The sequence below is a fragment of the Pseudomonas sp. TH34 genome, from assembly GCF_016650865.1.
GTDB lineage: Bacteria > Pseudomonadota > Gammaproteobacteria > Pseudomonadales > Pseudomonadaceae > Aquipseudomonas > Aquipseudomonas yamanorum.
Map to the genome: position 1 here is coordinate 1 of NZ_JAEKFB010000005.1, position 21,657 is coordinate 21,657.

24 protein-coding genes are annotated in these 21,657 nt (G+C 61.6%); 6 read left to right on the top strand and 18 right to left on the bottom strand.

The annotated features are described in order from the left end of the window. On the bottom strand, positions 1–719 hold a 719-nt coding region (locus JFU58_RS03065), incomplete at its 3' end, for a WD40/YVTN/BNR-like repeat-containing protein (RefSeq protein ID WP_201139828.1). Between the two features lie 327 nt (positions 720–1,046). On the opposite strand from JFU58_RS03065, the gene JFU58_RS03070 reads away from it, so the two are divergent. After that, entirely contained in the window at positions 1,047–2,162 is a 1,116-nt protein-coding gene (locus JFU58_RS03070) for a Gfo/Idh/MocA family protein (RefSeq protein ID WP_201139829.1), read from the top strand. 136 nt (positions 2,163–2,298) lie between these two features. On the opposite strand, the gene JFU58_RS03075 is transcribed toward JFU58_RS03070, so the two are convergent. The 5 genes from JFU58_RS03075 to JFU58_RS03095 form a co-directional block, all read right to left on the bottom strand. Then, the gene (locus JFU58_RS03075; protein ID WP_201139830.1) at positions 2,299–5,412 is read right to left on the bottom strand and encodes an efflux RND transporter permease subunit; all 3,114 of its coding nucleotides are present in this window, start codon (positions 5,410–5,412) and stop codon (positions 2,299–2,301) included. Further along, complete coding sequence (locus JFU58_RS03080; RefSeq protein ID WP_093198509.1) at positions 5,409–6,680, bottom strand: efflux RND transporter periplasmic adaptor subunit; 1,272 nt, start codon at positions 6,678–6,680, stop codon at positions 5,409–5,411. The genes JFU58_RS03075 and JFU58_RS03080 overlap by 4 nt, the downstream gene beginning before the upstream one ends. Next, the gene (locus JFU58_RS03085; RefSeq protein WP_201139831.1) at positions 6,673–7,911 is read right to left on the bottom strand and encodes a TolC family protein; all 1,239 of its coding nucleotides are present in this window, start codon (positions 7,909–7,911) and stop codon (positions 6,673–6,675) included. Before JFU58_RS03085 ends, JFU58_RS03080 begins: the two co-directional genes overlap by 8 nt. A gap of 96 nt (positions 7,912–8,007) precedes the next feature. Next, a complete protein-coding gene (locus JFU58_RS03090) occupies positions 8,008–8,355 on the bottom strand; it encodes a hypothetical protein (RefSeq protein ID WP_201139832.1) in 348 nt (115 codons plus the stop codon). A gap of 297 nt (positions 8,356–8,652) precedes the next feature. Continuing rightward, positions 8,653–9,558 carry a hypothetical protein gene (locus JFU58_RS03095; RefSeq protein WP_003219728.1) on the bottom strand — a complete coding sequence of 302 codons (906 nt, stop codon included), beginning with the start codon at positions 9,556–9,558 and terminating at the stop codon, positions 8,653–8,655. Positions 9,559–9,926: 368 nt separating this feature from the next. Between JFU58_RS03095 and JFU58_RS03100 the strand changes: the two genes are divergently transcribed. Both JFU58_RS03100 and JFU58_RS03105 read left to right on the top strand, forming a co-directional pair. After that, positions 9,927–10,610: a response regulator transcription factor gene (locus JFU58_RS03100; protein ID WP_003219726.1), complete on the top strand. Its 684-nt coding sequence runs from the start codon at positions 9,927–9,929 to the stop codon at positions 10,608–10,610. Beyond that, positions 10,588–11,985, top strand: a complete 1,398-nt coding sequence (locus JFU58_RS03105; RefSeq protein ID WP_017477141.1) for a sensor histidine kinase — start codon at positions 10,588–10,590, stop codon at positions 11,983–11,985. Before JFU58_RS03100 ends, JFU58_RS03105 begins: the two co-directional genes overlap by 23 nt. A 132-nt stretch (positions 11,986–12,117) precedes the next feature. Here the strand turns inward: JFU58_RS03105 and JFU58_RS03110 are convergent, their stop codons facing one another. Genes JFU58_RS03110 through JFU58_RS03120 form a run of 3 tightly spaced genes read right to left on the bottom strand, consistent with a single transcriptional unit; the run spans position 12,118 to position 14,382 of the window. Next, positions 12,118–12,534, bottom strand: a complete 417-nt coding sequence (locus JFU58_RS03110; RefSeq protein WP_177070124.1) for an SRPBCC family protein — start codon at positions 12,532–12,534, stop codon at positions 12,118–12,120. Positions 12,535–12,563: 29 nt separating this feature from the next. Continuing rightward, positions 12,564–13,361: an SDR family NAD(P)-dependent oxidoreductase gene (locus tag JFU58_RS03115; RefSeq protein WP_063031301.1), complete on the bottom strand. Its 798-nt coding sequence runs from the start codon at positions 13,359–13,361 to the stop codon at positions 12,564–12,566. Positions 13,362–13,377: 16 nt separating this feature from the next. Continuing rightward, positions 13,378–14,382, bottom strand: coding sequence for an aldo/keto reductase (locus JFU58_RS03120; RefSeq protein WP_063031303.1), 1,005 nt, complete (start codon positions 14,380–14,382; stop codon positions 13,378–13,380). Positions 14,383–14,500: 118 nt separating this feature from the next. On the opposite strand from JFU58_RS03120, the gene JFU58_RS03125 reads away from it, so the two are divergent. Next, positions 14,501–15,442, top strand: coding sequence for a LysR substrate-binding domain-containing protein (locus tag JFU58_RS03125; RefSeq protein WP_201139833.1), 942 nt, complete (start codon positions 14,501–14,503; stop codon positions 15,440–15,442). A gap of 73 nt (positions 15,443–15,515) precedes the next feature. Here the strand turns inward: JFU58_RS03125 and JFU58_RS03130 are convergent, their stop codons facing one another. The 5 genes from JFU58_RS03130 to JFU58_RS03150 all read right to left on the bottom strand — a co-directional run bounded on the left by JFU58_RS03130 (position 15,516) and on the right by JFU58_RS03150 (position 17,813). Further along, positions 15,516–15,725, bottom strand: a complete 210-nt coding sequence (locus JFU58_RS03130; protein ID WP_076016843.1) for a YXWGXW repeat-containing protein — start codon at positions 15,723–15,725, stop codon at positions 15,516–15,518. A gap of 237 nt (positions 15,726–15,962) precedes the next feature. Then, positions 15,963–16,439 carry a periplasmic heavy metal sensor gene (locus JFU58_RS03135; protein ID WP_093198533.1) on the bottom strand — a complete coding sequence of 159 codons (477 nt, stop codon included), beginning with the start codon at positions 16,437–16,439 and terminating at the stop codon, positions 15,963–15,965. Beyond that, entirely contained in the window at positions 16,436–16,867 is a 432-nt protein-coding gene (locus JFU58_RS03140; protein ID WP_093198538.1) for a hypothetical protein, read from the bottom strand. Before JFU58_RS03140 ends, JFU58_RS03135 begins: the two co-directional genes overlap by 4 nt. Further along, on the bottom strand, positions 16,864–17,445 hold the full coding sequence (locus JFU58_RS03145) for an RNA polymerase sigma factor (RefSeq protein WP_063031311.1): 582 nt from the start codon (positions 17,443–17,445) through the stop codon (positions 16,864–16,866). The genes JFU58_RS03140 and JFU58_RS03145 overlap by 4 nt, the downstream gene beginning before the upstream one ends. Positions 17,446–17,492: 47 nt before the next feature. Beyond that, the gene (locus JFU58_RS03150) at positions 17,493–17,813 is read right to left on the bottom strand and encodes a YXWGXW repeat-containing protein (protein WP_201139834.1); all 321 of its coding nucleotides are present in this window, start codon (positions 17,811–17,813) and stop codon (positions 17,493–17,495) included. A gap of 270 nt (positions 17,814–18,083) precedes the next feature. Here JFU58_RS03150 and JFU58_RS03155 point away from each other — a divergent pair, with 270 nt between their 5' ends. After that, positions 18,084–18,227 carry a hypothetical protein gene (locus JFU58_RS03155; protein WP_167410160.1) on the top strand — a complete coding sequence of 48 codons (144 nt, stop codon included), beginning with the start codon at positions 18,084–18,086 and terminating at the stop codon, positions 18,225–18,227. A 4-nt stretch (positions 18,228–18,231) separates the two neighbouring features. Here the strand turns inward: JFU58_RS03155 and JFU58_RS03160 are convergent, their stop codons facing one another. Next, complete coding sequence (locus JFU58_RS03160) at positions 18,232–18,480, bottom strand: DUF1652 domain-containing protein (RefSeq protein ID WP_017477131.1); 249 nt, start codon at positions 18,478–18,480, stop codon at positions 18,232–18,234. A 243-nt stretch (positions 18,481–18,723) separates the two neighbouring features. On the opposite strand from JFU58_RS03160, the gene JFU58_RS03165 reads away from it, so the two are divergent. Beyond that, positions 18,724–19,668, top strand: coding sequence for a diguanylate cyclase (locus tag JFU58_RS03165; protein ID WP_063031317.1), 945 nt, complete (start codon positions 18,724–18,726; stop codon positions 19,666–19,668). Between the two features lie 286 nt (positions 19,669–19,954). Here the strand turns inward: JFU58_RS03165 and JFU58_RS03170 are convergent, their stop codons facing one another. The 3 genes from JFU58_RS03170 to JFU58_RS03180 all read right to left on the bottom strand — a co-directional run bounded on the left by JFU58_RS03170 (position 19,955) and on the right by JFU58_RS03180 (position 21,656). Continuing rightward, complete coding sequence (locus JFU58_RS03170; protein WP_017477129.1) at positions 19,955–20,215, bottom strand: hypothetical protein; 261 nt, start codon at positions 20,213–20,215, stop codon at positions 19,955–19,957. A gap of 4 nt (positions 20,216–20,219) precedes the next feature. After that, entirely contained in the window at positions 20,220–20,666 is a 447-nt protein-coding gene (locus tag JFU58_RS03175) for a GNAT family N-acetyltransferase (RefSeq protein WP_093198545.1), read from the bottom strand. Between the two features lie 90 nt (positions 20,667–20,756). Next, a complete protein-coding gene (locus tag JFU58_RS03180) occupies positions 20,757–21,656 on the bottom strand; it encodes a helix-turn-helix transcriptional regulator (RefSeq protein WP_063031321.1) in 900 nt (299 codons plus the stop codon). Position 21,657 lies beyond the last annotated feature (1 nt).

The window sequence follows — 21,657 nt, forward strand, 5'->3', positions numbered from 1 at the left end:
GCCTGGGCGGTGCCGATCACGCCGAACAGCGAGCCCTCGTAGGGGCCTTCGAGTTTTTCCCAGGCTTGCCCCTCGTCATGGGAGCGGAACATGCTGCCCTGCTCGCCGACGATAAACAGCCCGGCGTCTTTCACCTGGGCGATGGCGTTGAGGTGGAATTGGTCTTCGTTGTCGAGGCGGTCGCTGACGTCATCCCAGGTCTTGCCGCCGTCGGTGGTTTCGATCAGTGCACCGTAGGCGCCCACGGCAAAGCCGTTGCTGGCGTCCTTGAACCAGACGTCGAGCAGCGGCGCTTCGCGCTTCAAGTCCTGGAATTGTTGCGTCCAGGTCACGCCGCCATCGGTAGTGGCGAGGATCTGTGCGTCATGGCCCACCGCCCAGCCGTGTTGGTCGTCGGCGAAAAATACGGCGGTCAGCAGTTGCCGGGTGGGGACTTTGGCCTGAGTCCAGGTGGTGCCCTGGTCGTCGGAATAGAGGATGTGCCCGCGATCACCGACCGCGACCAGGCGTTTGCCTGCGTGCACCACGTCGATCATCAGGCTTTTGGCCGCCTTGGGGGATTCAATGGCAAACACCGCTGCGGCGGTGGTTTCAGTGGCGGCGTGGGCCGGTGTCGACAACGCGACAACCCCCAGCAACGAGAGCGCTGTGGCCAGCAATGCGACCCTGCGCGTGGCCTTCGGGCGGAAAAACACCACACCCATGACAGGCTCACTCATAGACCTTTCTCCCATTTATTATTGTTAGGTCGTCTTGCCGTGGGGAGCCCTGAAACCTGCAATCTAGAGCGCCTTGAGCAAGCTGGGCCATCCTAGCGGGCTTTGGAATCGTCTGACAATCGGCGCTACGTTATGTTTTGTTAACTGGAGGGGGTTTGAGCCAGTGCTGAATGTAGCGCTATCAGCAGCGGTGATCGTAGAGGGGGGCTCCCTCGCCACAGGGTGAATGGGGAACCCCGAAATGAATTTTTATTCTATGTGTTGAGTTTTGGGAATATTTATTCCATAAATAGCCCTCTCAAAACAATAATTCGAAGGAACCCGGCTATGCGCGAACTCGGAATCGGCCTGATTGGCACAGGCTTTATGGGGCGTGCCCACGCTCTGGCATTCAATAACGCACGGGCGGTGTTTGAACTGCCGGTGAAGCTCACACTGGCCGCCCTGGCCGATGCCGATACCGAACGCGCGACACGCTGCGCCGCGGACTGGGGGTTTGCCCAGGCCCATGGCGACTGGCAGCACTTGATCGACGATCCCAAGGTCGATGTCGTCGCCATCACGACCCCTAACCATTTGCACTTCCCGATGGCCATGGCTGCGCTGGCGGCGGGCAAGGCGGTGTATTGCGAGAAGCCGCTGGCGGTGAGCCTGGAGCAGGCGGCCGCCATGCGTGACGCGGCGAGCAAGGCCGGGGTGGTGACGCGGGTGGGTTATAACTATCAGCACAACCCGATGATTGGTTTGGCCCGGCAGTTGATCGCCAGTGGTGAGTTGGGAGAGATCATCAGTTTTCAGGGGGAATTCAGCGAGGATTTCATGGCGGATGCATCGTCGCCGTGGTCGTGGCGCTGTGAGGTGGGGCATGCCGGCGGTGCCTTGGCGGACTTGGGCAGTCACTTGCTGTCCATGGCGCGGTATTTGGTGGGGGATGTGCTGAGTGTGTGTGCCGATACGCAAACGGTGCATGGGCAACGGCCTGCTACGGCGGGGAGTGAAGCACTGCGGGAGATTGCGGTGGATGATCAGGTGCATGCGTTGCTGCGATTTGCCAATGGTGCGCGGGGGACGGTGAGCAGCAGTTGGCTGAAGCATGGGTATAAGAATCACCTGAGCTTTGAGATCAGTGGCACCCGGGGCACGTTGTTGTTTGATCAGGAGCGGTTGAATGAATTGCAGCTGTTTCGGGTTGGGCAGGAGGGGTTTCAGCGCTTGCTGGCGGGGCCTTCGCTGCCCGGGTATGCGGCGTTCAGCCCGGCACCGGGGCATCAGTTGGGGTACAACGAGTTGAAGACGCTGGAGGTGCATGAGTTGGTGATGGCGTTGGCTGGCAAGGGCAGCGACGGGACGGATTTTGCAGCGGCTTGGGAGGTTGAGCGGTTGGCGACGGCGATTCGGGTGGCGGCTCGGGAAGAGCGGTGGGTCAAGCTGAATGAGGTTTGAAGGATAGAGGAGGTCAAATGTGGGAGCCGGGCTTGCCCGCGATAGCGGTGTGTCAGTCAGCATATTCGGTGACTGATACACCGCTATCGCAGGCAAGCCAGCTCCCACAGAAGCCAGCTCCCACATTTGATTTTTGTCAGCTTTGAGTTTTGCGCATGAGGCGGTAGGCCGCCGGGATGACGAAGAGGGAGAGCAAGGGTGCTGTGAGCATGCCGCCAATCATGGGCGCGGCAATCCGGCTCATGACTTCGCTGCCGGTGCCGCCGCCCAACAGGATCGGCAGCAAGCCGGCGATGATCACGGCCACGGTCATCGCCTTGGGCCGCACGCGTAATACGGCACCTTCGGTGATGGCTTCCAGCAAGGCCTGGTCCCCTCCTCCCTGGCGTTCGGCCCAGGCGTTTTTCAAATACAGCAGCATGATCACGCCGAACTCCGCCGACACCCCCGCCAACGCGATAAATCCAACACCCGTAGCCACCGACAGGTTGAAGCCCAGCCAGTACAGCAACCACACCCCACCCGTCAGCGCGAATGGCAACGTGGCGAGGATCAGCAGCGCCTCATCCACCCGCCGGAACGTCAGGTACAGCAGCACGAAGATGATCAGCAAGGTCGCTGGCACTACCAGCTTCAGGCGTTCATTGGCCCGCTCCAGGAACTCGAACTGCCCCGAGTAGCTGAGGCTCATGCCCGGTTGCAACTGCACCTGCTGGTTGATCGCCTCGCGCAAGTCCTTCACCACCGACGCCAAATCACGGTCCCGCACGTCGATGTACACCCAGCCGGAAGGTCGGGCGTTTTCGCTTTTGAGCATCGGCGGGCCTTCGGTAACCTTGATGTTGGCCACGGTGCCCAAGGTGATCTGGCTGCCCGACGGCGTATAGATCGGCAGGTTGCTCAAGGCACTCACCGAATCGCGCCACTCCCTCGGGTAGCGCAGGTTGATGGGGAAACGCGCCAGCCCTTCGACCGTCTCGCCGATGTTTTCACCGCCAATGGCCCCGGAGACGATGGACTGTACATCGGTGATGTTCAGGCCATAACGCGCGGCGGCCGGGCGGTCGATATCCACGTCAATGTAGCGCCCGCCCGTCAGGCGTTCCGCCAGTGCCGAACTGACGCCAGGCACCTGCTTGGCGACCTTTTCCACGGCCTGGGTCACCGCGTCGATATCCATCAGGCGGGTGCCCGCAACCTTGACGCCGATCGGGCTTTTTACCCCGGTGGCGAGCATGTCGATGCGGTTGCGGATCGGCGGAATCCAGATGTTGGTCAGCCCCGGCACCTGCACCACCCGGTCGAGTTCCTTCACCAGTTTTTCCGGGGTCATGCCGGGGCGCCATTGATCTCGTGGCTTGAACTCGATGGTGGTTTCGAACATTTCCAGCGGTGCCGGGTCAGTGGCCGTTTCTGCACGGCCGGCCTTGCCGAACACATGGGCGACTTCCGGCACGCTCTTGATCAAGCGGTCGGTGCGCTGCAGCAACGCGCCTGCGGTTTGCGTCGACAACCCCGGCAGCGCCGAAGGCATGTACAGCAAGTCGCCTTCATCCAGCGGCGGCAAGAATTCACCGCCCAGATGCGACACCGGCCACAGTGCACTGGCGACCATCAGCAGCGCCACGAGCAAGGTCATGCGCGGCCAGCGCAGCACCGCTTCGAGGGCCGGTTGATAGAGCTTGATCAGGCCGCGGTTCAGCGGGTTGCGTTGCTCATCCGGAATACGCCCGCGAATCCAGTAGCCCATCAGCACCGGGATCAAGGTCACCGACAACCCCGCCGCAGCGGCCATGGCGTAGGTCTTGGTGTAGGCCAGCGGCCCGAACAAGCGGCCTTCCTGGGCTTGCAGGGTGAACACCGGGATAAACGACAAGGTGATGATCAGCAGGCAGAAAAACAGCGCCGGCCCCACCTCCACCGCCGCATCGGTGATGACCCTCCAGTGTTCTTCACCCTTCAATGCCTGGTTCGGATGCGCGTGGTGCCAGGCCTCGATTTTCTTGTGGGCGTTCTCGATCATCACCACCGCGCCATCGACCATCGCGCCGATGGCAATCGCAATCCCGCCCAGGGACATGATGTTGGCGTTGATGCCCTGGAAACGCATGACGATAAAGGCAATCAACACCCCCACCGGCAACGAGATGATCGCCACCAGGGACGAGCGCAGGTGCCACAGGAAGATCCCGCACACCAGCGCCACCACCAGAAACTCTTCGAGCAGCTTGTGGCTGAGGTTGTCCACGGCGCGATCGATGAGTTTGCTGCGATCGTAGGTGGTGACGATTTCCACACCGGGGGGCAGGCTGGTTTTCAGTTGCTCCAGCTTGGTCTTGACCGCCGCGATGGCCTCGCGGGCGTTCTTGCCGCTGCGCAGGATCACCACGCCGCCTACCGCCTCGCCTTCTCCATCCAGCTCGCTGATGCCCCGGCGCATGTCCGGGCCCAGTTGGATCGTCGCCACGTCGCCCAAGATCACCGGCACATTGTGGGTGTCGAGCCGCAGGGGAATGCCGCGAAAGTCCTCCAGGGTTTTCAGGTAGCCGGGCGCACGCACCATGTATTCCGATTCCCCCATGTTCAGCACCGAGCCGCCGGTTTCCTGGTTGGCCTTGCCGATGGCTTCCACCACTTGCGCCTGGGTAATGCCGCGACTGGCTAGGGCCAGCGGGTCGATCTGCACCTGGTACTGCTTGACCTGACCGCCGATGGTCGCCACCTCGGCGACGTTGGGCAGGGTCTTGAGTTCGAACTTGAGGAACCAGTCCTGCAGCGAGCGCAGTTGCGCCAGGTCGTGTTTGCCGGTGCGGTCCACCAGCGCGTACTGGTAGATCCAGCCTACACCGGTGGCATCCGGGCCCAGCGCCGGCTTGGCAGATGCCGGCAAGCGTGCCTGCAACTGGCTCAGGTATTCCAGCACCCGCGAACGTGCCCAATACAGGTCGGTGCCTTCATCAAACAACACATAGACATAGCTGTCGCCGAAGAACGAAAAGCCGCGCACGGTCTTCGCTCCCGGCACGGAGAGCATCGTGGTGGTCATCGGGTAAGTGACCTGGTTCTCGACAATCTGCGGCGCCTGGCCCGGGTATGGCGTGCGGATGATCACCTGCACATCCGACAGGTCCGGCAAGGCGTCCACCGGGGTGTTCTGGATCGACCACAGGCCCCAGGCGGTCACGAACAAAGTCGCCAACAACACCAAAAAGCGGTTGGCCACCGACCAGCGAATCAACAGGGCGATCATGGCCGAGCTCCCGGTTGCATGCTCATGCCGCCCATGGAGTCTTCACTTGAAAAACCGTCGGACGCCTGAGTGGTAATTCCCTTCAAACTTGCTTCAGAGTCCAGCAGGAATTGACCCGAGGCGACTACCTGCTGGCCTTCCTGCAGGCCTGAAACAATGACGGTCTGGTCCTGGTTCTCCGCGCCGACCTGGACTTCCGCCGGTCGATAACGTCCGCCCTCTTCAGCCACCATCACCAGCACGCGTTTGCCGGTACGAATCAACGCCTCGCTCGGCAGCAACAGCACCGATTGCCCAGTCGATTGGGCCAAACGTACTTGGGCAGTCATGCCGGGACGCAACGCGCCGTCAGGGTTGGGCAGTTCGACTCGCACCTGCACGGTGCGGCTATCCATGGCGGTAGCGGGCAGGATTGCGGCGACAGTGCCTTTGAATACCTGGCCCGGCAGCCCGACAAAACGGCTCTCGACGGTTTGCCCAACGGCCAACGCGGCGCCCTGGGCTTCCGGCACCGCGACTTGCAGCCATACGGTGCCCAGGCCGTTGACCCGCGCGAGGGTTTGTCCGGTCGCAACGGTCATGCCCTCGCGCACATCCAGGGTTTGCAACGCGCCGCCTAACGGGGTGGTAATGGTCATCACCGATTGCACCCGGCCGCTGCGCTCCATTTGCGTGATCAACCCGGCAGGCATTCCGCTCAAGCGCAGGCGCTGGCGGGCGGCAGCCAACAAACCTGGATCGCTATGTCGCAGCGCAAGGAACTCTTCCTGAGCGGCGGCCCATTCGGGCACCAGAATGTCAGCCAGGGGCGCCTGAGCCTTGAGCACATCCCCCGGCGCACGGGCGTAAACCCGCTCCACAAACCCCGCAGCCCGCGACTGCACCACCGCCACATCGCGGTCGTTGAAGGCCAGGATTCCCGACAGCTCAAGACTCGACGCCAGCACCCCACGGCTGACGCTCGCCAGGCGCACACCGATGTTCTGGGTCAGGCTCGAGTCGATATGAATTGCCGCACTCTCCTCGGCGCCACCGGCGTAGCGCGGCACCAGTTGCATGTCCATGAAGGGCGATTTGCCCGGCTTGTCGAATTTCTGCTGCGGGTACATCGGGTCGTACCAGTACAGCGCCTTTTTATCGTCCGGCGCCTGCATCGTCCCGGCCATGTCCGGCTGTGCCTCGCGCATCTGCGCAAGCCAGTAGCCGCCGCCCAGGCCCAACAGCAGCACGCCGCCCAGCAGGGCCACGTTCACGATTCGGTTATTCATTGGAGGGTTCCCCGTAAGCGAAATACAGCTGGGCGCCGATCAGGGCGCGCTGCTCAATGGCATCAATCTGTTTGAAGCGCGCCTCGACCCACTCGCGGCGGGCGCTGACCACGTTCATCAGGTCGCCCTTGCCCGCGCGATACCCCGCCAGGCTCAGGGACACTTTCTCCTCGGCCAGCGGCACCAGACTGTCCTGGCCGCGCTGCACGGCACGGTCCAGGCGCTGGTAGTTGGCCAGGTCGTCTTCGAGTGCCTGGGTGTGTTCACGGGTCTTGGCTTCGCGTTCGGCGTCCAGTTGGTCGAGTTCGGCCTGCTTGGCGGCGATACCGGGGTTTTGCCGGCGACCGGGGAAGATTGGCAAATCGAAGGTAAATTGCAGGCTGACCATGTCGCCGTACTCACGGCCTCGGTGCTGGTAGTCCACTTCCCAACTCCAGTCCGACGTTTTTTGCGCCTTGGCCTCGTTCAGCCGGGCTTCGGCCTCGCGGGTGCGCGGTGCAAAGGCTTGCAGAACCGGGTGCTGGTGCAGGTTGTGGGTGAAGCCGGTGGTGTCGATTTTCCAGTTCGGCAATTGCCCGCTGGGGGCTTCGCTGGCGGCCGGGCCAATCCAGCGCTTGAGGGCCGCCCGAGCCTGGGCGCGTTGCTGGGTCAGCTCATCCTCGCGCTCGGCCAGGTCAGCCGCTTCCTGCTTCGGGATCACAGCGTCGGAAGGCTGCCCGCGACCACCGGCCAATTGCGCACGCACAGTGTCTTGCAGCAGGCGATTCTGCTGATAGAAGTCCTTGAACAGTGCCTCTTTGCGTTCCACCGCATAGGCGCGAATCCACGCCTGGGCGGTGGCCTGCCGCACGTTCAAACGTTCGATCCGGCCTTCGGCGGCTGCCGTGTCCACGGTGGCCGACGCCAACTCAACCCGCGCCTTGCGCTTGTCGCGGCTGGGCACTTGTTGCTGGATACCGATCATTTGCTCGGTCATGTCATCGCCATACAGCGTGCCGCGATTGGGCCCGCCAATGGGGAAATTCTGCAGACCGACTACCAGTTTCGGGTCCGGCAGTTCGCCGGCCGGAATCGCTGCCTGGCTGGCAGCATGCAATTTGGAGGATTCAGCCGTCAGCGACGGCGCGTTGTTTTGCGCCAGGCGCAAGGCTTCATCCAGGGTCAGCGCGGACGCCAGCGTCGGCCACGCCAGCACGCCCATCACCAGGGCACGCACGCATAGGAAATTCATCTTGAAGTGTCCTGTTCTGTTGCGCTGCGCACCGCTTTACGCGGCCCACAGCAAGGCCGTCCCGGGTCAGGGACGAGTCTTCAGGTGCAACAGGAATCAGGTGCGGGGCGGACGCCAGACGCCGGACGGCGTGCGGTCGGGGATGAAGTCAGAAGAGACGCTGACCAGCTGCGCACTGGAAACAGTCACCGGTGCCTTGAGCACCGGTATCGACAATTGCAGCATCCCGCCAGTCTTGCACTCCTGGCCGGGTTTGCAGCTTTTGCCGTGGTCAGCGGACGTGGCGCCGTCCTGGCAACAGTCAGGGGACATATCGCTCATCATCTGCATGCCGGACATCTGCATCGGGCACGGCTCGGTGCTCGACGGCACACCCGCCATCCCGGTCAGGGGAAGCGCAAGACTCAACAGCAGGACCAGGAAAAAACGCAGATAGCGGCTCATGGGACGGGAGCTTAGCCAAAAGGAGGTTAAGCAACAATTAACAAAATCCGGAGATTTCGCCTTCGCCCGGAATGCAGCAACGACACAAAACAAAATGTGGGAGCGGGCTTGCTCGCGAAAGCGGTGTATCAGCCAATTCATATATGACTGATACACCGCTTTCGCGAGCAAGCCCGCTCCCACATGGGGACCGAGCAAGCCTGAGGATCAGTGCATGAAGATCGCGATCAGGATAATGACCGGGATAGGCACACCGAGGAAAAACAGCAGTAATGAGCGCATGAGGTTCTCCTTGAATTAACGAACGGAAGTGGTGTGGGGAGTGGTTTCCAGGTACACCACGGCATCCCGGCGGCGACCGCCAAAGGTTGCAGCGAGGCTGGCGAAAAACGCACCGATCAACAGCGCCACGAAGGTCCACAGCGAGGTGTAGGCAGCGACTTTTGCAGCCGTGTCGGCAGCCTGCTTGGCTTTCAACTTGGCGTCATCCAGGGCTTTTTGAGCCTGGCCATAGACCTGGTCAACACGCGCCTCGGCATCGGCCTGGCTGAGGTTGGTACGCTGGCTGATCAACTGTGCAAGGTACGCACGGTCTTCTGGTGCCAACTGGCCGTTGTTGCTCACGGTGCGAGCGAAGATGCGGGCGACCACACCGTGCACGGCGTCATCGCTGACGGCTGCCGGGCGGTCATCACGGAACAGGCTGTCGACGTAGTAGCCGAAGTCTTCGCCCTTGGAGGCAGCGCCAGCCACCTGGCTCATGCCACTGACGGCACCCGATGCCACACTGGCACCGGCCTTCACACCACCGCTGACCACACTGCTGACCGAACCGACGATCAGCACCGCCGTCACCAGTGTCGCCACGGCCCAGGCCAGGAAGCCATGGGCGGTGTCGCGAAAGTACACCTCATCGCCGTGCATATTGGCCCATTTCACCCGCAGGCGACCGGCGATGTAACCGCCCATCCCCGATGCGATGATCTGCGTAACCGCCAGCCAGACAATGGTGGAAATGCCAAGCCCTTTGGCGCTGATACCACTGTCGGCCCACGGCGAAACCGCCGAAAAGCCCAGGCCGAAGCCCAGCAGCACCAGGATCAAGGACAGCGCAGCCGCGGCAGCAGCCCCGGCAAAGATCGCGCCCCAGGAAACCCCGGAGAGCGTGCTCGACTCTTGCAGCGTGGATGAGGATGTGATCATTGTTGTTTTGCTCCAGGCATGAAAAATAGTGTTACAAGTCTCAAAAGGGACAGTGCAGGCGACGTGCCAGAAGCCATAAAATTAAAAACTCATATATTTCAATCAGTTAAGTAATTTGAACTAATTTGAACCATGCAACTTGCAAGAAATGCCCTGAAGCGGCGGGCGTAATGCATTCCTTGTAGGAAACAATCCTTGAGCAAGCGGTGGCGTGCAAAAAATCCTACATGCACAGCGTTCGTTCAGATTCAGCGGGGTAAGGTGAATTGTGTCGTTTGTACCTACATAAATTTTTATTTAGGAAGCGCGCTATCATTTCTTGGCAAAATGCCCGCACTTCAGTGTGAATCGCTCACCAGGTAATCCTTATGACCCGCATTTTGACCATCGAGGACGACGCCGTAACGGCCCGCGAGATCGTTGCAGAGCTGAGTAGCCATGGACTGGACGTAGACTGGGTAGACAATGGCCGCGAAGGCCTGGTCCGTGCCGTCAGCGGTGATTACGACTTGATCACCCTCGACCGCATGCTCCCGGAACTGGATGGCCTGGCCATCGTCACCACCCTGCGCACCATCGGCGTATCCACACCGATCCTGATGATCAGCGCCCTCTCCGACGTGGATGAACGGGTACGTGGCCTGCGCGCCGGCGGTGATGACTACCTGACCAAACCGTTCGCCTCCGACGAAATGGCCGCCCGCGTCGAAGTGCTGCTGCGGCGCAAAAGCACAGTCAAGGAGTTCGAAACCGCCCTGCGCGTAGCGGATCTGGAACTGAACCTGATCAGCCGTGAGGCCAGCCGTGCCGAACAACCCCTGAGCCTGTTGCCGACGGAATACAAGCTGCTGGAATTCCTGATGCGCAACACCGGGCAAATCCTCTCGCGGATGATGATCTTCGAGGAAGTCTGGGGTTATCACTTCGACCCGGGCACCAACCTGATCGACGTGCACATCGGTCGCCTGCGTAAAAAAATCGACCCGCCGGGCCTCACGCCGCTGATCCGCACGGTACGAGGTTCCGGGTATGTCATTGCTGAACCCCTCTAAAGGCTGGCGCTCTTCCAGCAGCCGGCTGCTGGCGCTCTACAGTTCGTTGTTCGTGGCCTGGAGCTGCATCCTCATGGGTGTGCTCTACTACGAGGTGTCCGGTTACCTGGGCGACCTCTCGCGCCACTCCCTGATGCAGCGCCAGCACCTGTTCCAGCGCTTTGACGGCGAAGAGCTGGTAGAAGCCCTGACCACCAGCATGACCTTTGACATGAAGGGCGTTGACGCCTACGGCCTGTTCGACGACCAGTTCAACCCCATCAGCGGCCCGATCCGCGTGATACCGCCGGACCTGCCAATGGACGGGCACATCCACGCCCTGGCCAACTGCATCGATTCCGACGATCCGAAACTGCCCCGCGACAGCTGCGACGCCGTAGCCACCCACACCGAAGACGGCCGCTGGCTGATCCTGGTGCGCGCCAACGGCTCGCTGTTTGGCGTGACCCGGATCATCCTGCACGCCTTGCTGTGGGGGATCACCCTGACGATCATTCCCGGGGCCGCGGGTTGGCACCTGCTGCGCCGGCGCCCGTTGCGGCGGATTCGCGGGATCCAGGCGAGTGCCGAAGCCATCGTGGCCGGCGACCTGACCCACCGTTTACCGTTGTCTGATCGGCGCGACGAACTGGACATGCTGGCGGCCATCGTCAACGCGATGCTCGACCGCATCGAGAAGCTGATGAACGAGGTCAAGGGCGTGTGCGACAACATCGCCCACGACCTGCGCACCCCGCTGACCCGTCTGCGGGCGCAGCTGTACCGGATCCAGCAGCAGGCCGACGAAGACGCACCCCACGCCCTGCAACTGGACGCGGCCATCGCCGAAACCGACACCTTGATGGCGCGCTTTCGCGGCCTGCTGCGGATTTCCGAACTGGAAGACCATCAGCGCCGTTCAGGCTTCCTGGTGCTTGATCCCCTGCCCTTGCTGCAGGAACTCCACGACTTCTACCTGCCCCTGGCGGAAGAAGGCCAGATGGAACTGCTGCTGCAAGTGCCGGACTCGTTGCCCTGGATCACCGGCGACCGCGCGCTGCTGTTCGAAGCCTTGGCCAACCTGCTGAGCAACTCGATCAAATTCACCCCGCCGGGCGGCGAAGTGATCCTGCGAGGCGTAAACGATGCCGGTAGCACCCGCATCGAAGTGCTCGACTCCGGCCCCGGGATTCCGGCAGCGGAGCGGGCCGCGGTGTTCCAGCGTTTCTATCGGGTGGACGAAGGCAATCAACAGCAAGGCGGGTTTGGCTTGGGACTGTCGATTGTGGCCGCGATCATCAACCTGCACGGGTTCAAACTGGAAGTCGGCAGCAGCGAACGAGGCGGCGCGAAGCTGATCCTCGAATGCCGCCAGCAGTTGATGCCTGAAGCCTGAAGAACACCGCTGTAAATGTGGGAGCTGGCTTGCCTGCGATGCAGGCACCTCGGTTTATCAGTTACACCGAGTTGATGCTATCGCAGGCAAGCCAGCTCCCACATTTGACCTCATTGACCCCAAGCCAATACTTCAGCCTGGGAAATTGCCGCGCAACGCTTCCAGCCCGCCGCTGTAGACACCGGTAAACAGCTCCTCCACCGCCGCATCCGTCACACCGGCCACCGGAGTAAACACGCCCGACCAGGTGACCTTGGCGGTGCTGTCCGTCAACGCCTCAACCTTCAACGTTGCCAGATACTCACTCACCGGAAACGGTGACTCGCTGATGGAGTAGCTGTAAGTACGTGCCGCGTTATCAAAGCCTTGCAGCCGCTCCACCACCACACCACCATCCGCCGTTTGCAGATGGCGCACACGCCCGCCTTCACTCGGCTCGCTCTTGGCGATAAAGGGCAGCCAGTCCGGCAGCGAGTTGAAGCCGCCGACCAATTGCCAAACCTGTTCGGCCGAAGCCGGGATTTCAATAACAGCAGATGCTTTTGCCACGATTAACACTCCAAACCATTCAAGAAAAATCAGATCGCCATGCTGTCGACAACACCGCCGTCGACCCGCAACGCGGCACCGGTGGTGGCAGAGGACAGCGGTGAAGCAATGTACGCCACCAGATTCGCCACTTCATCCACATTCGCTGCGCGCTGGATGATCGACGTCGGCCGCGCATTGCGCACAAACACATCCGCCTCGTCCCGCGCACTGCGCCCGGACTTGGCCACGGCGTCCTTGAGCATGTGCTCCAGGCCATCGGTGAAGGTCGGCCCCGGCAGAATCGCATTGACCGTCACCCCGGTGCCCGCCAGGCGTTTGGCCAAGCCATGGGACACCGCCAGGTTGGCGCTTTTGGTGACGCCGTAGTTGATCATGTCGGCGGGCGTTGCCACACCCGATTCCGACGATACAAAGATCACTCGTCCCCAGCCCTTCTCGACCATGCCCGGCGTGTAGTGCCGCGACAAACGCACGCCGGAGATCACGTTGACCTCGTAGAAGCGCGTCCACTCGCTGTCGGGGGCGTCGAAGAAATCGACGTCGTTGAAGATTCCGAGGTTGTTCACCAGGATGTCGGCCCGCGGCTCGGCGGCGAACAGCTTTTCCGCACCCTCGGCCGTGCCCAGGTCTGCCACCAATCCACGTAGCTCGGCGCCGGGGACTGCCTGGCGAATCGTCGCTAGCGCCTCGTCGACCTTGCCCGATTCACGCCCGATCACCACCACCGTGGCGCCGGATTGCGCCAGGGCCTGGCTGATGCCCAGGCCGATCCCGGCGGTGCTGCCACTGACGATTGCGACTTTGCCACTGATATCAATTTTCATGTTCGCGTTCCTGTGGTTAGAGCGGCAGCGGTGCACGGGCCGAAATCAATCGGGCGTCGCGCAGGGCCTGCCAAAAGGCTGCGGGAATCTTCTCTGACAACGCCGCGACGTCTTCAGCAATTCGACCCGGACGACTGGCACCCGGAATCACTGCCGCCACTGCCGGATGGGCCAGGGAGAATTGCAGTGCAGCGGCTTTCACACTGACGCCATGAGCAGCGGCAATCGCCTTGATCTGCTCGACCTTGCTGATGATCGCCGGGCTGGCTTTCTGGTACTCAAAATGCGCACCGCCCGCCAGGATGCCCGAGCTGTAGGGGCCGCCGACCACGATCTCGACGTTCTGCGCCAGGGCCGCGTCCATCAGGCGCTGCAAGGCACGTTCGTGGTCGAGCAAGGTGTAGCGACCGGCGAGCAGGAAACCGTCGGGCTGGGCTTCGGTCAGGTCCAGGGTCAACTCGCACGGCTCGACACGGTTGACGCCCAGGCCCCAGGCCTTGATCACACCTTCTTCACGCAGGCGGGTGAGCACTTTGAAAGCCCCAGTGCGCGCCTGATTGAAGTAGTCCAGCCATTGGTCCCCGTAGAAGTCCTGGGCGATGTCATGAATCCATACGATGTCGAGGCGATCCGTTTGCAGGCGGTTGAGGCTGTCTTCGATGGAACGCAGGGTGGCGTCGGCGCTGTAGTCGTTGACCATCTTGTTCGGCCGGCCGTGTTCGAACACACCGCTCTTCTCGCCGAGATCGCGGGCGCTTTCTTCCACTTCATCGAGAATCAGGCGGCCGACTTTGGTGCTGAGTACATAGTCGTCACGGTTGTACTTCGACAGGGCCTGGCCCAGGCGAATTTCCGAGAGGCCCGAGCCGTAGAACGGCGCAGTGTCGAAGTAACGCACGCCCTGGTTCCAGGCTGCTTCAACGGTGGCTTGCGCCTCTTCTTCCGGAATCGCGCGGAACATGTTGCCCAATGGGGCGGTGCCAAAACCCAGCACGCCGGGCAGTTTGTCTTTCAAGCTCATGGGGTGAATCCTCAAGATTGTTCAAGGTCGCTGTGTTGACCGTTGAGCAGATCGTAGATTGCAGAGATCGGACCGTCCAAGACATACTGCGTCAAACTTGAGTCCTTAAAGGTCTGACATGATCGATTTCCGCCAATTGCGCTACTTCGTTGTAGTCGCTGAAGAAGAACACGTGGGGCGTGCTGCCGAACGGTTGCACATCTCCCAATCGCCCCTGAGCCGACAGATTGCCCAACTCGAAGAGCGCCTGGGCCTGACCCTGTTCGAACGCAGCCAACAACGCATCCGCCTGACCCGCGACGGCCAGACGTTCCTCGCCGAAGCCAAGGCCCTGCTGACCCACGCCAACCGCCTGGAATCCCTGGGTCGGCGATTGGGCAAAGGCGAAGAAGGTGGGCTGTGCATCGGCTACATCGAAAACGCCATGCACGCGGGCGTGTTGCCGAATGCCTTGAAAGTCTTGCGCGATGCGCGGCCCAACGTGCATATCGCGCTGTACAACCTGCCCTCCGCTGAGCAACTGGAAGGCTTGCGCCAACGCAGCCTGGACATCGCTCTGGTGGGTGAGCCACCGGCGGCGGATGACCCGGACCTGATCGCCCTGCAAGTGCTGGACGACCCGATGCTGCTGGCGCTGCCCGAACATCATCCGCTGGCCAGCGTCAGCGAATTGCTGCCCGAACATCTGGCCGAGCAGCAATGGATTGGCGTGCAACGCAAACCCGGGGCGAACCCGGCGGATGACTTTGTTGCTGCGTGCATTCGGGCAGGGTTTACCCCGCAGATTCCGATGGAAGCCAGCGAGCCGTTTACCGCGTTGGGATTGGTGGCGTCGGGGTTGGGTGTGGCGATGGTGCAAAAGGGTTTGAGCCGCAATGCACCACCGGGCGTGGTGCTGCGGGAACTGCCGTGGCTGACCTACACCACGCCGCTGTGGGCGGCGTGGCATCGGATCAATTTGCGGCCGTTGGTGGAGACGTTCAGGAAAGTCCTGACAGAGCCCCTATCACATGTGGGAGCCGGGCTTGCCCGCGATGCAGGCAGCTCGGTCTGTCAGTAAAACCGCGGTGATGCCATCGCAGGCAAGCCAGCTCCCACAGGGTTTCAGTGTCTCAGTCGAAAATGTGGAGGGTTCAATACCGCCAATGCCCCGGCACCCATAACCACTGCCCGTTCCCCCAGCGATAGTGCCCCCGCACCCACTGATACCCCGGCGCCGGCGCCACCGGCACTACCTCAACCAACGGCGGCGGGCGCCGCGGATGAACAGGTTCAACAATACAACCGGATAACGCCGCCGCCATCAACGTGGCGGCCAGCGTGGCCTTGAATATGCGGGACATGGCACGGTTCCCCAATGAGACTGGCCTTCGCCTGAGTGGCGGGCCTACCCGGGTTAAACGCGGCCAACCGGGAAAATCCGTCGCCCGTCTCGGTGATTAATGCTCGTTCCAACGCTCTGCGTGGGCACGCATCCCGTGACGCTCCGCGTCACCACTGCGCAAGACTTGAACCTTGCATCGCCAACTCGACGCAGAGCGTCCGAGGCGGCATTCCCACGCAGAGCGTGGGAACGATCATCAGTGGCTCTTGGCGGCCTTGCCCTTCGTCTGCCCCTTCATATACAACGCTTCCACCAACCGCTGGCGTTCATCCCGGGGCAAGGTGTTGGCGAACTGCGCCAGGGTGTTGTCCACCAGCGCCCGGAGCGCCATGTCCGCCTCCCGGGCCTTGCCCAGATCCGTCACCAGCGCCGCACGATCCAGGGTCGGCGCTTCCAGTTGCTTGATCACATCCAGCCGCGCCTCACGCCCGGCAAGCACCAGCGGCTGGCTGTCGGCGCGGTTCTGGCGCAGCAACTGGCGCAGTTCCTTGCGCCGTTCCGGCGGCAGCTTGACCATCGCCTGGCGCAGGCCATGTTGGTTCACCACCGCTTCGGCGGGCTTGGTATTCGCCAGCCAGTGGTACAGGCCACCGCCGACACCACCGATCAAAAACACGTTGAACAACACCGACACAACCAGCAGCGGCTTCAGGTACTTGGGTGACGGGGTCATTGCTCGCTTTCCTCGGCGTTGACGGTGAAGACGACTTCGGCGTCGCCCTGGTCGAAGACACTGGGTAGTACTTCAGGACCGAGCGTGGGCAGCGGGACGCTCAAGGACGCTACCAGGATGCCGGCGGCAATCCCGGCGATGCCCACGCCGACGAAGCCGGCGGGCGATAGCCAGCCGGCGTAGCGTGCCCAAAAGGACTGGCGCTGGGGGAACGACTGGCGAATCTGCCGCGCCAGCGCCGGGTCGACGGGCGCCAGTTGATAGGCGTCCAACTGGCCATCGAGCCATCGCGCCTGGTGCAGCACCTCACGTACGCCGGCCTCGCCTGCGTCCAGCAGTGCCTGGGCCTGCGCCTGTTCGGCACGGGGCCAACGGTGCAGGTGGCCGCCGTAAGCCTCGGCCAGTTGGGCAAATCGTTCAGGCGTCATGGTTTTCCCCTTCCTGGGCGGGCGGGCCCGGGTGTGTCGTCAAGGTAACTGCGCAGGTTGCGCCGGGCCCGTGACAGCAAGCTCTCCAGTGCCTCGACGCTGATGTTCATCAGCGCCGCAGCGTCGATATTCGACAGCTCTTGGTAATACTGCAACACAATCGCCTCGCGCTGGCGTTCGGGCAGCGACGCCAGCGCCGCCGCCATATGCTCACTGCGGGCGGCGGCTTCCAGTTGTTCATCGGGCGCAGGCGCCGTGTCGACCACTTCGCTCATGGCCTCCTCATCGTTCAACGGGCGCTCCTTGCGCCGACGCAAATGGTCATGGCACAGGTTGAGCACCACGCGGTGCAACCAGGTGTCGAAACGCGCTTCGCCGCTGCGCCAGCTCGCAGCCTGGCGCCAGATACGCAGGAAGCTTTCCTGGGCCACGTCCCTGGCCTCGTCGGCATCCCCGAGAATCCGACTGGCGAGCGCGAGCAAACGCGGCAGTTTGCGCGTCACCATTTCGTTGATGGCCGCCGGTTCGTTGTTTCCGATGCGGGCCAACAGCTCAACGTCCGGATCAGTGTCTTTCAATAGGGCAAGTCTCGGTCCGGTGGCTAAGGGTCAGGTTGACGGGATGGTCAGCGGACCCAGTGCCCTTCGATCCAGTACCAGTTGGGGCCGCGCGACTCCCAGTGGCCAGGTTCCCAACGGGCGTTGCGCATCACCGGCTGCCAGTGGCCCGGCACCCAGGCATAACCGCGCCCTTCGTAGCGCCAGTGCCCGCGGTCCCACACATAGCCAGGGCGTTCGACGGGAACGGCCTCGACGCGCATCGGCGGTGGCGCTTCGCGGATGATCACTTCGGCCTGGGCAAAGGTCGGCGTGCTGACCAGGGCGGCCAGTGCCAGCGGGATCAACAGGGCATAACGTAATTTGGCCAGCGGTCGTGCAAGTCTCATGACAACTCCTTCATCGGCGATCGCCAGTGATCGCAGCTGTAGGGTTGAACGGCGGGTGTCCGAATAATCCGTCGCGTCAACATCAACTTTTTTCGCGACCGTTCAGGACAGCAGACAGGGCCAGTATTGCCCAGGGTTTGCGGGGGATTGATGAAATATGCAAAAAGCTGCGACGGATTTGGCCAGGCGGTCGCGTTCAAGGGTTAACCGTTGGCAATCGGCAAGCACTTTTTGTCGATTGGCAACGTTCACTACCTTGAGGAAATCACCATGACTCGTCGAATTTCACTGCTGGTTGCCGCAGTCCTGCTCATGAACCTTGGCGGTTGCGTGTTCCTGCCGGGCCACCGTGATCACTGCTGCTGGCGCGGCTACGGGGTGGTAACGACCCCGACAGCACAGGCCATTTCCTGAGCCTCTAGCTGACCGCCGCAAACCCTCTGCGCCCGGCCTTGATCTCGGTGCGCAGTTCGCCAATCAGGTTTGAGATGGAACGGATGCTGTCCAGACCTTGGGGGGACACGCGGGTCAGCAGCAGGTCGACGCGCCCGGACGCCGGGTCGAAGATGTTGATGCGCAGCGAACCATCGCTGTTCAGCGAGCAGTCGCAGGCGAGCGGCAGGAAGCCGGACTCCATGATGTGGCGAAACTCGGCGATCGAAACCATGCGGGCACCCTTCCCTGTACGGGGCTCGGAGGACGTGATCCGTCTAGGGTAGATGAGCTTTTTCAAACTGCCCGGGAATTAATGCAAAAGTGGTACTTGGTGCGCATTTCGGCTAAAACCGCTGGCCGGCTGACGCCAAAAAAACCACACCGACACCCTCTTATCCGATGCCGCGCGAAGGGCTTGCTTCCTGGTGATGATGGCCAGATGCTCTGGTTTTTTCCGACACCGAGAGCACTCCGCATGAGCATCGAACCTTTGATCGAACCCGACAGTGCTGTGTACAAGACGTTGCTGGAATCGACCAAGGCCATTCCCTGGCGTATCGACTGGGCAACCATGACTTTCAGCTACATCGGCCCGCAGATCGAGGCGCTGCTGGGCTGGACGCCGCAGAGCTGGGCCACCGTCGATGACTGGGTGGAACGCATGCACCCGGACGACCGCGAGTATGTGGTCAACTTCTGCGTCTCCCAGTCCCGGGCCGGGGTCGACCACGAAGCCGATTACCGGGCGCTGACCGCCAGCGGCGAGTACGTGTGGATTCGCGACGTGGTGCACGTGGAGCGCAAGGACGGCGAGGTGCAGGCGCTGATCGGCTTCATGTTCGATATCAGCGAGCGCAAGAAGACCGAGGAACACCTGATCCGTCTGCAAAAACAGTTGGAGGAATATTCGTTCCAGGACGGCCTCACCGGTATCGCCAACCGGCGCATGTTCGACACCGTGCTGGCGCGGGAATGGACCAGTGCCCAGCGCAGCCAGTTGCCGCTGTCGTTGATCCTGTTGGATATCGACTATTTCAAGCAGTACAACGACCTCTACGGGCATATCAAGGGTGATGAATGCCTGCGGCAAGTGGCGCATACGCTCTCCCGGGCGGCCAACCGGCCACGGGACTTCATCGCGCGTATCGGCGGTGAGGAGTTTGTGTGGTTGCTGCCGGAAACCGATGCCGAATCCGCCCGCCGTGTGGCAGAACGCTGCCTGCACCTGATCCGCCAGCAGCAGATCGAGCACGGGCATTCGGCGGTGTCGAACCTGCTGACATTGAGCCTGGGGGTGGGCACTTGCACGGTAAAGCCGGGCAGCGCGGCGCTGGCCTTTGTCGAAGACGTCGACAAGTTGCTGTACCAGGCCAAGCGCAATGGCCGGATGCGCGCAGAGTTTGCCGACGTAGAGGATTGATACATCCCTCAAATCGCGGGCAAAAAAATCCCAAGTAGCTGATGGAAACTTGGGATTTAAAAATGCATAAACCGTGGGAGGTGAACGCCCGGCTATATTACCGAGCGGCAAAACTTGTAACAAGATAATTTTCAACCTTTCGTCGGATTAAAACAGCGCTAAGTCATTCAATAACCACACATTTTTAATGGATCCGATTATTGAAAGTGCCACTTTTTGGTGCAATAACGCCCTGCATTAAACACACTTGCTCGGTTTAATTCCGCGATAAAAATAAGGTTATTGATTAGAAGTGCGTGGGCTTCTTCAAATAATGCTCAAACAGGTGCTTGCAGGGATCCACCAGCACAAGTTCGTTCTGAGCCGTGCCGCGCGAAACGCTGGCTGCCTGGCGGCATAACGCCAGGCGCTCCGCCGCCTCTTCCCGCTGCCGGTCTACCTGGGCATTGAGCCGAACGAAATAGGCCCCCAACAACACTGCGACACACAGAACCCCGACGACAAAATAGCGGAAGGCGTTGGATTGAGGGGGTTCCAGCTCACTCATACACTCATTGCACCTTGTGTTTCTGATAGCGAACGTCGTCGCCCTCAGCCGTGCCGACCACCGACCAGCCAAGCCGTTGGTAAAAGCCATTGGCCCGGATCTGTTCCCGCCCGTCAGTGGTCAGGCAGAGTGTGTCGTGGCGCTCGAACAGCGCCGCCTCCGCCACCGCCATCAGTTGGCGGCCCAACCCGAGGTTTTCGTGGGACGGCAACACAAACAGCGCGAACACCTCTCCTTCGGCAAGATCGACCATTGAAAACCCCACAGGCGCACCGTCTACTTCGGCCAGCCACACACAGGGCGCTTCACCCATGCAGTCAGCGACGACCTGCGGGGTAATCCCCAGCTCAGCCATCTGCTCGCGGCTTAGATGGTTTTGCACCACCGCGGTGCGAATATCGAAAATAGCATTGATATCGCCCGGCGTTGCCAACCGTATAACCGTACCCATGTGCACCGCCTCCCGGTGAGACGCTCAATTGTATGTAAATTGAAACACATCGGTTGTGTTGGATTTGTAAAACACTCACCGGATTGCGCGTTAATTCTGCTCACGCCGCCTGAACTGCCCCGGCGCGAGCCCGTGGGCCTTGCGAAAACACCGGGAAAAATAGGCCTCGTCGGTAAACCCGCAGCGGTGCGCAATTGCGCCGATCATCTGCGGGCTGTTGAGCAGCAGCGTGCGCGCCAGTTGCATGCGCCGGTCGAGCACCAATTGCGAGAAGGGTTTGCCGGTTTCCTTGCGCAACAGGTGGGTCAGGTAGTTGGGTGACAGAAAGGCTGCCGCCGCCGCATCGGTCAGGTTCAGCGACGGCTCGTGCAAATGCTCACGGATGTAGCCTTGCACCCGAGCCAGGGCGTCCTTGCGGCCACGGCGGGTGGCGTTGTTGGCGGCGAAGGCCTGGAGCGGTTCGGCGTACTGCTGGCACACCAGCCCAATCAGTTGGAACAGGTAACCCTTGAGCCGCTCCCGGGCCCCGAAGCTACGGTGGGCGTCCAGGCTGCGCATGTGTTCCAGCCAGGTTTTGACTTCTTCGAAGGCCGCGTCGTCGAGGATGAAATCCAGCTGCTCCTGGAAGCGGAACGGCGACAGCTCCGGGGCCTGGCCGATGGGGATGTCTTCCAGGTCCAGCGGGTCGCAGGTCAGTTGCGGCAGGAAAAAGCCCTGGCTGAAATTGATCAGCATGAAGTCGCCGTCTTCGGGATGGGGAATCACGTGCAGGCGATGGGGCAGGATAAAGGCCAGGGCCTTTTTCGGAAACGGGCGCACCGCACCGCCGATGTGCTGCACGGTGTCGCCGCCCAGGTTGATCTGAATCTGGAAGTATTCGTGGCGATGGGGACTGGTCAGCGCCGCCCTGCCCCGCTTGTCGCGGATGTAGAAGTCGGAGCGGTCGCTGCGTTGTTCCATGCCATAGGTGGTGATGCGGGTGCCGGGCATA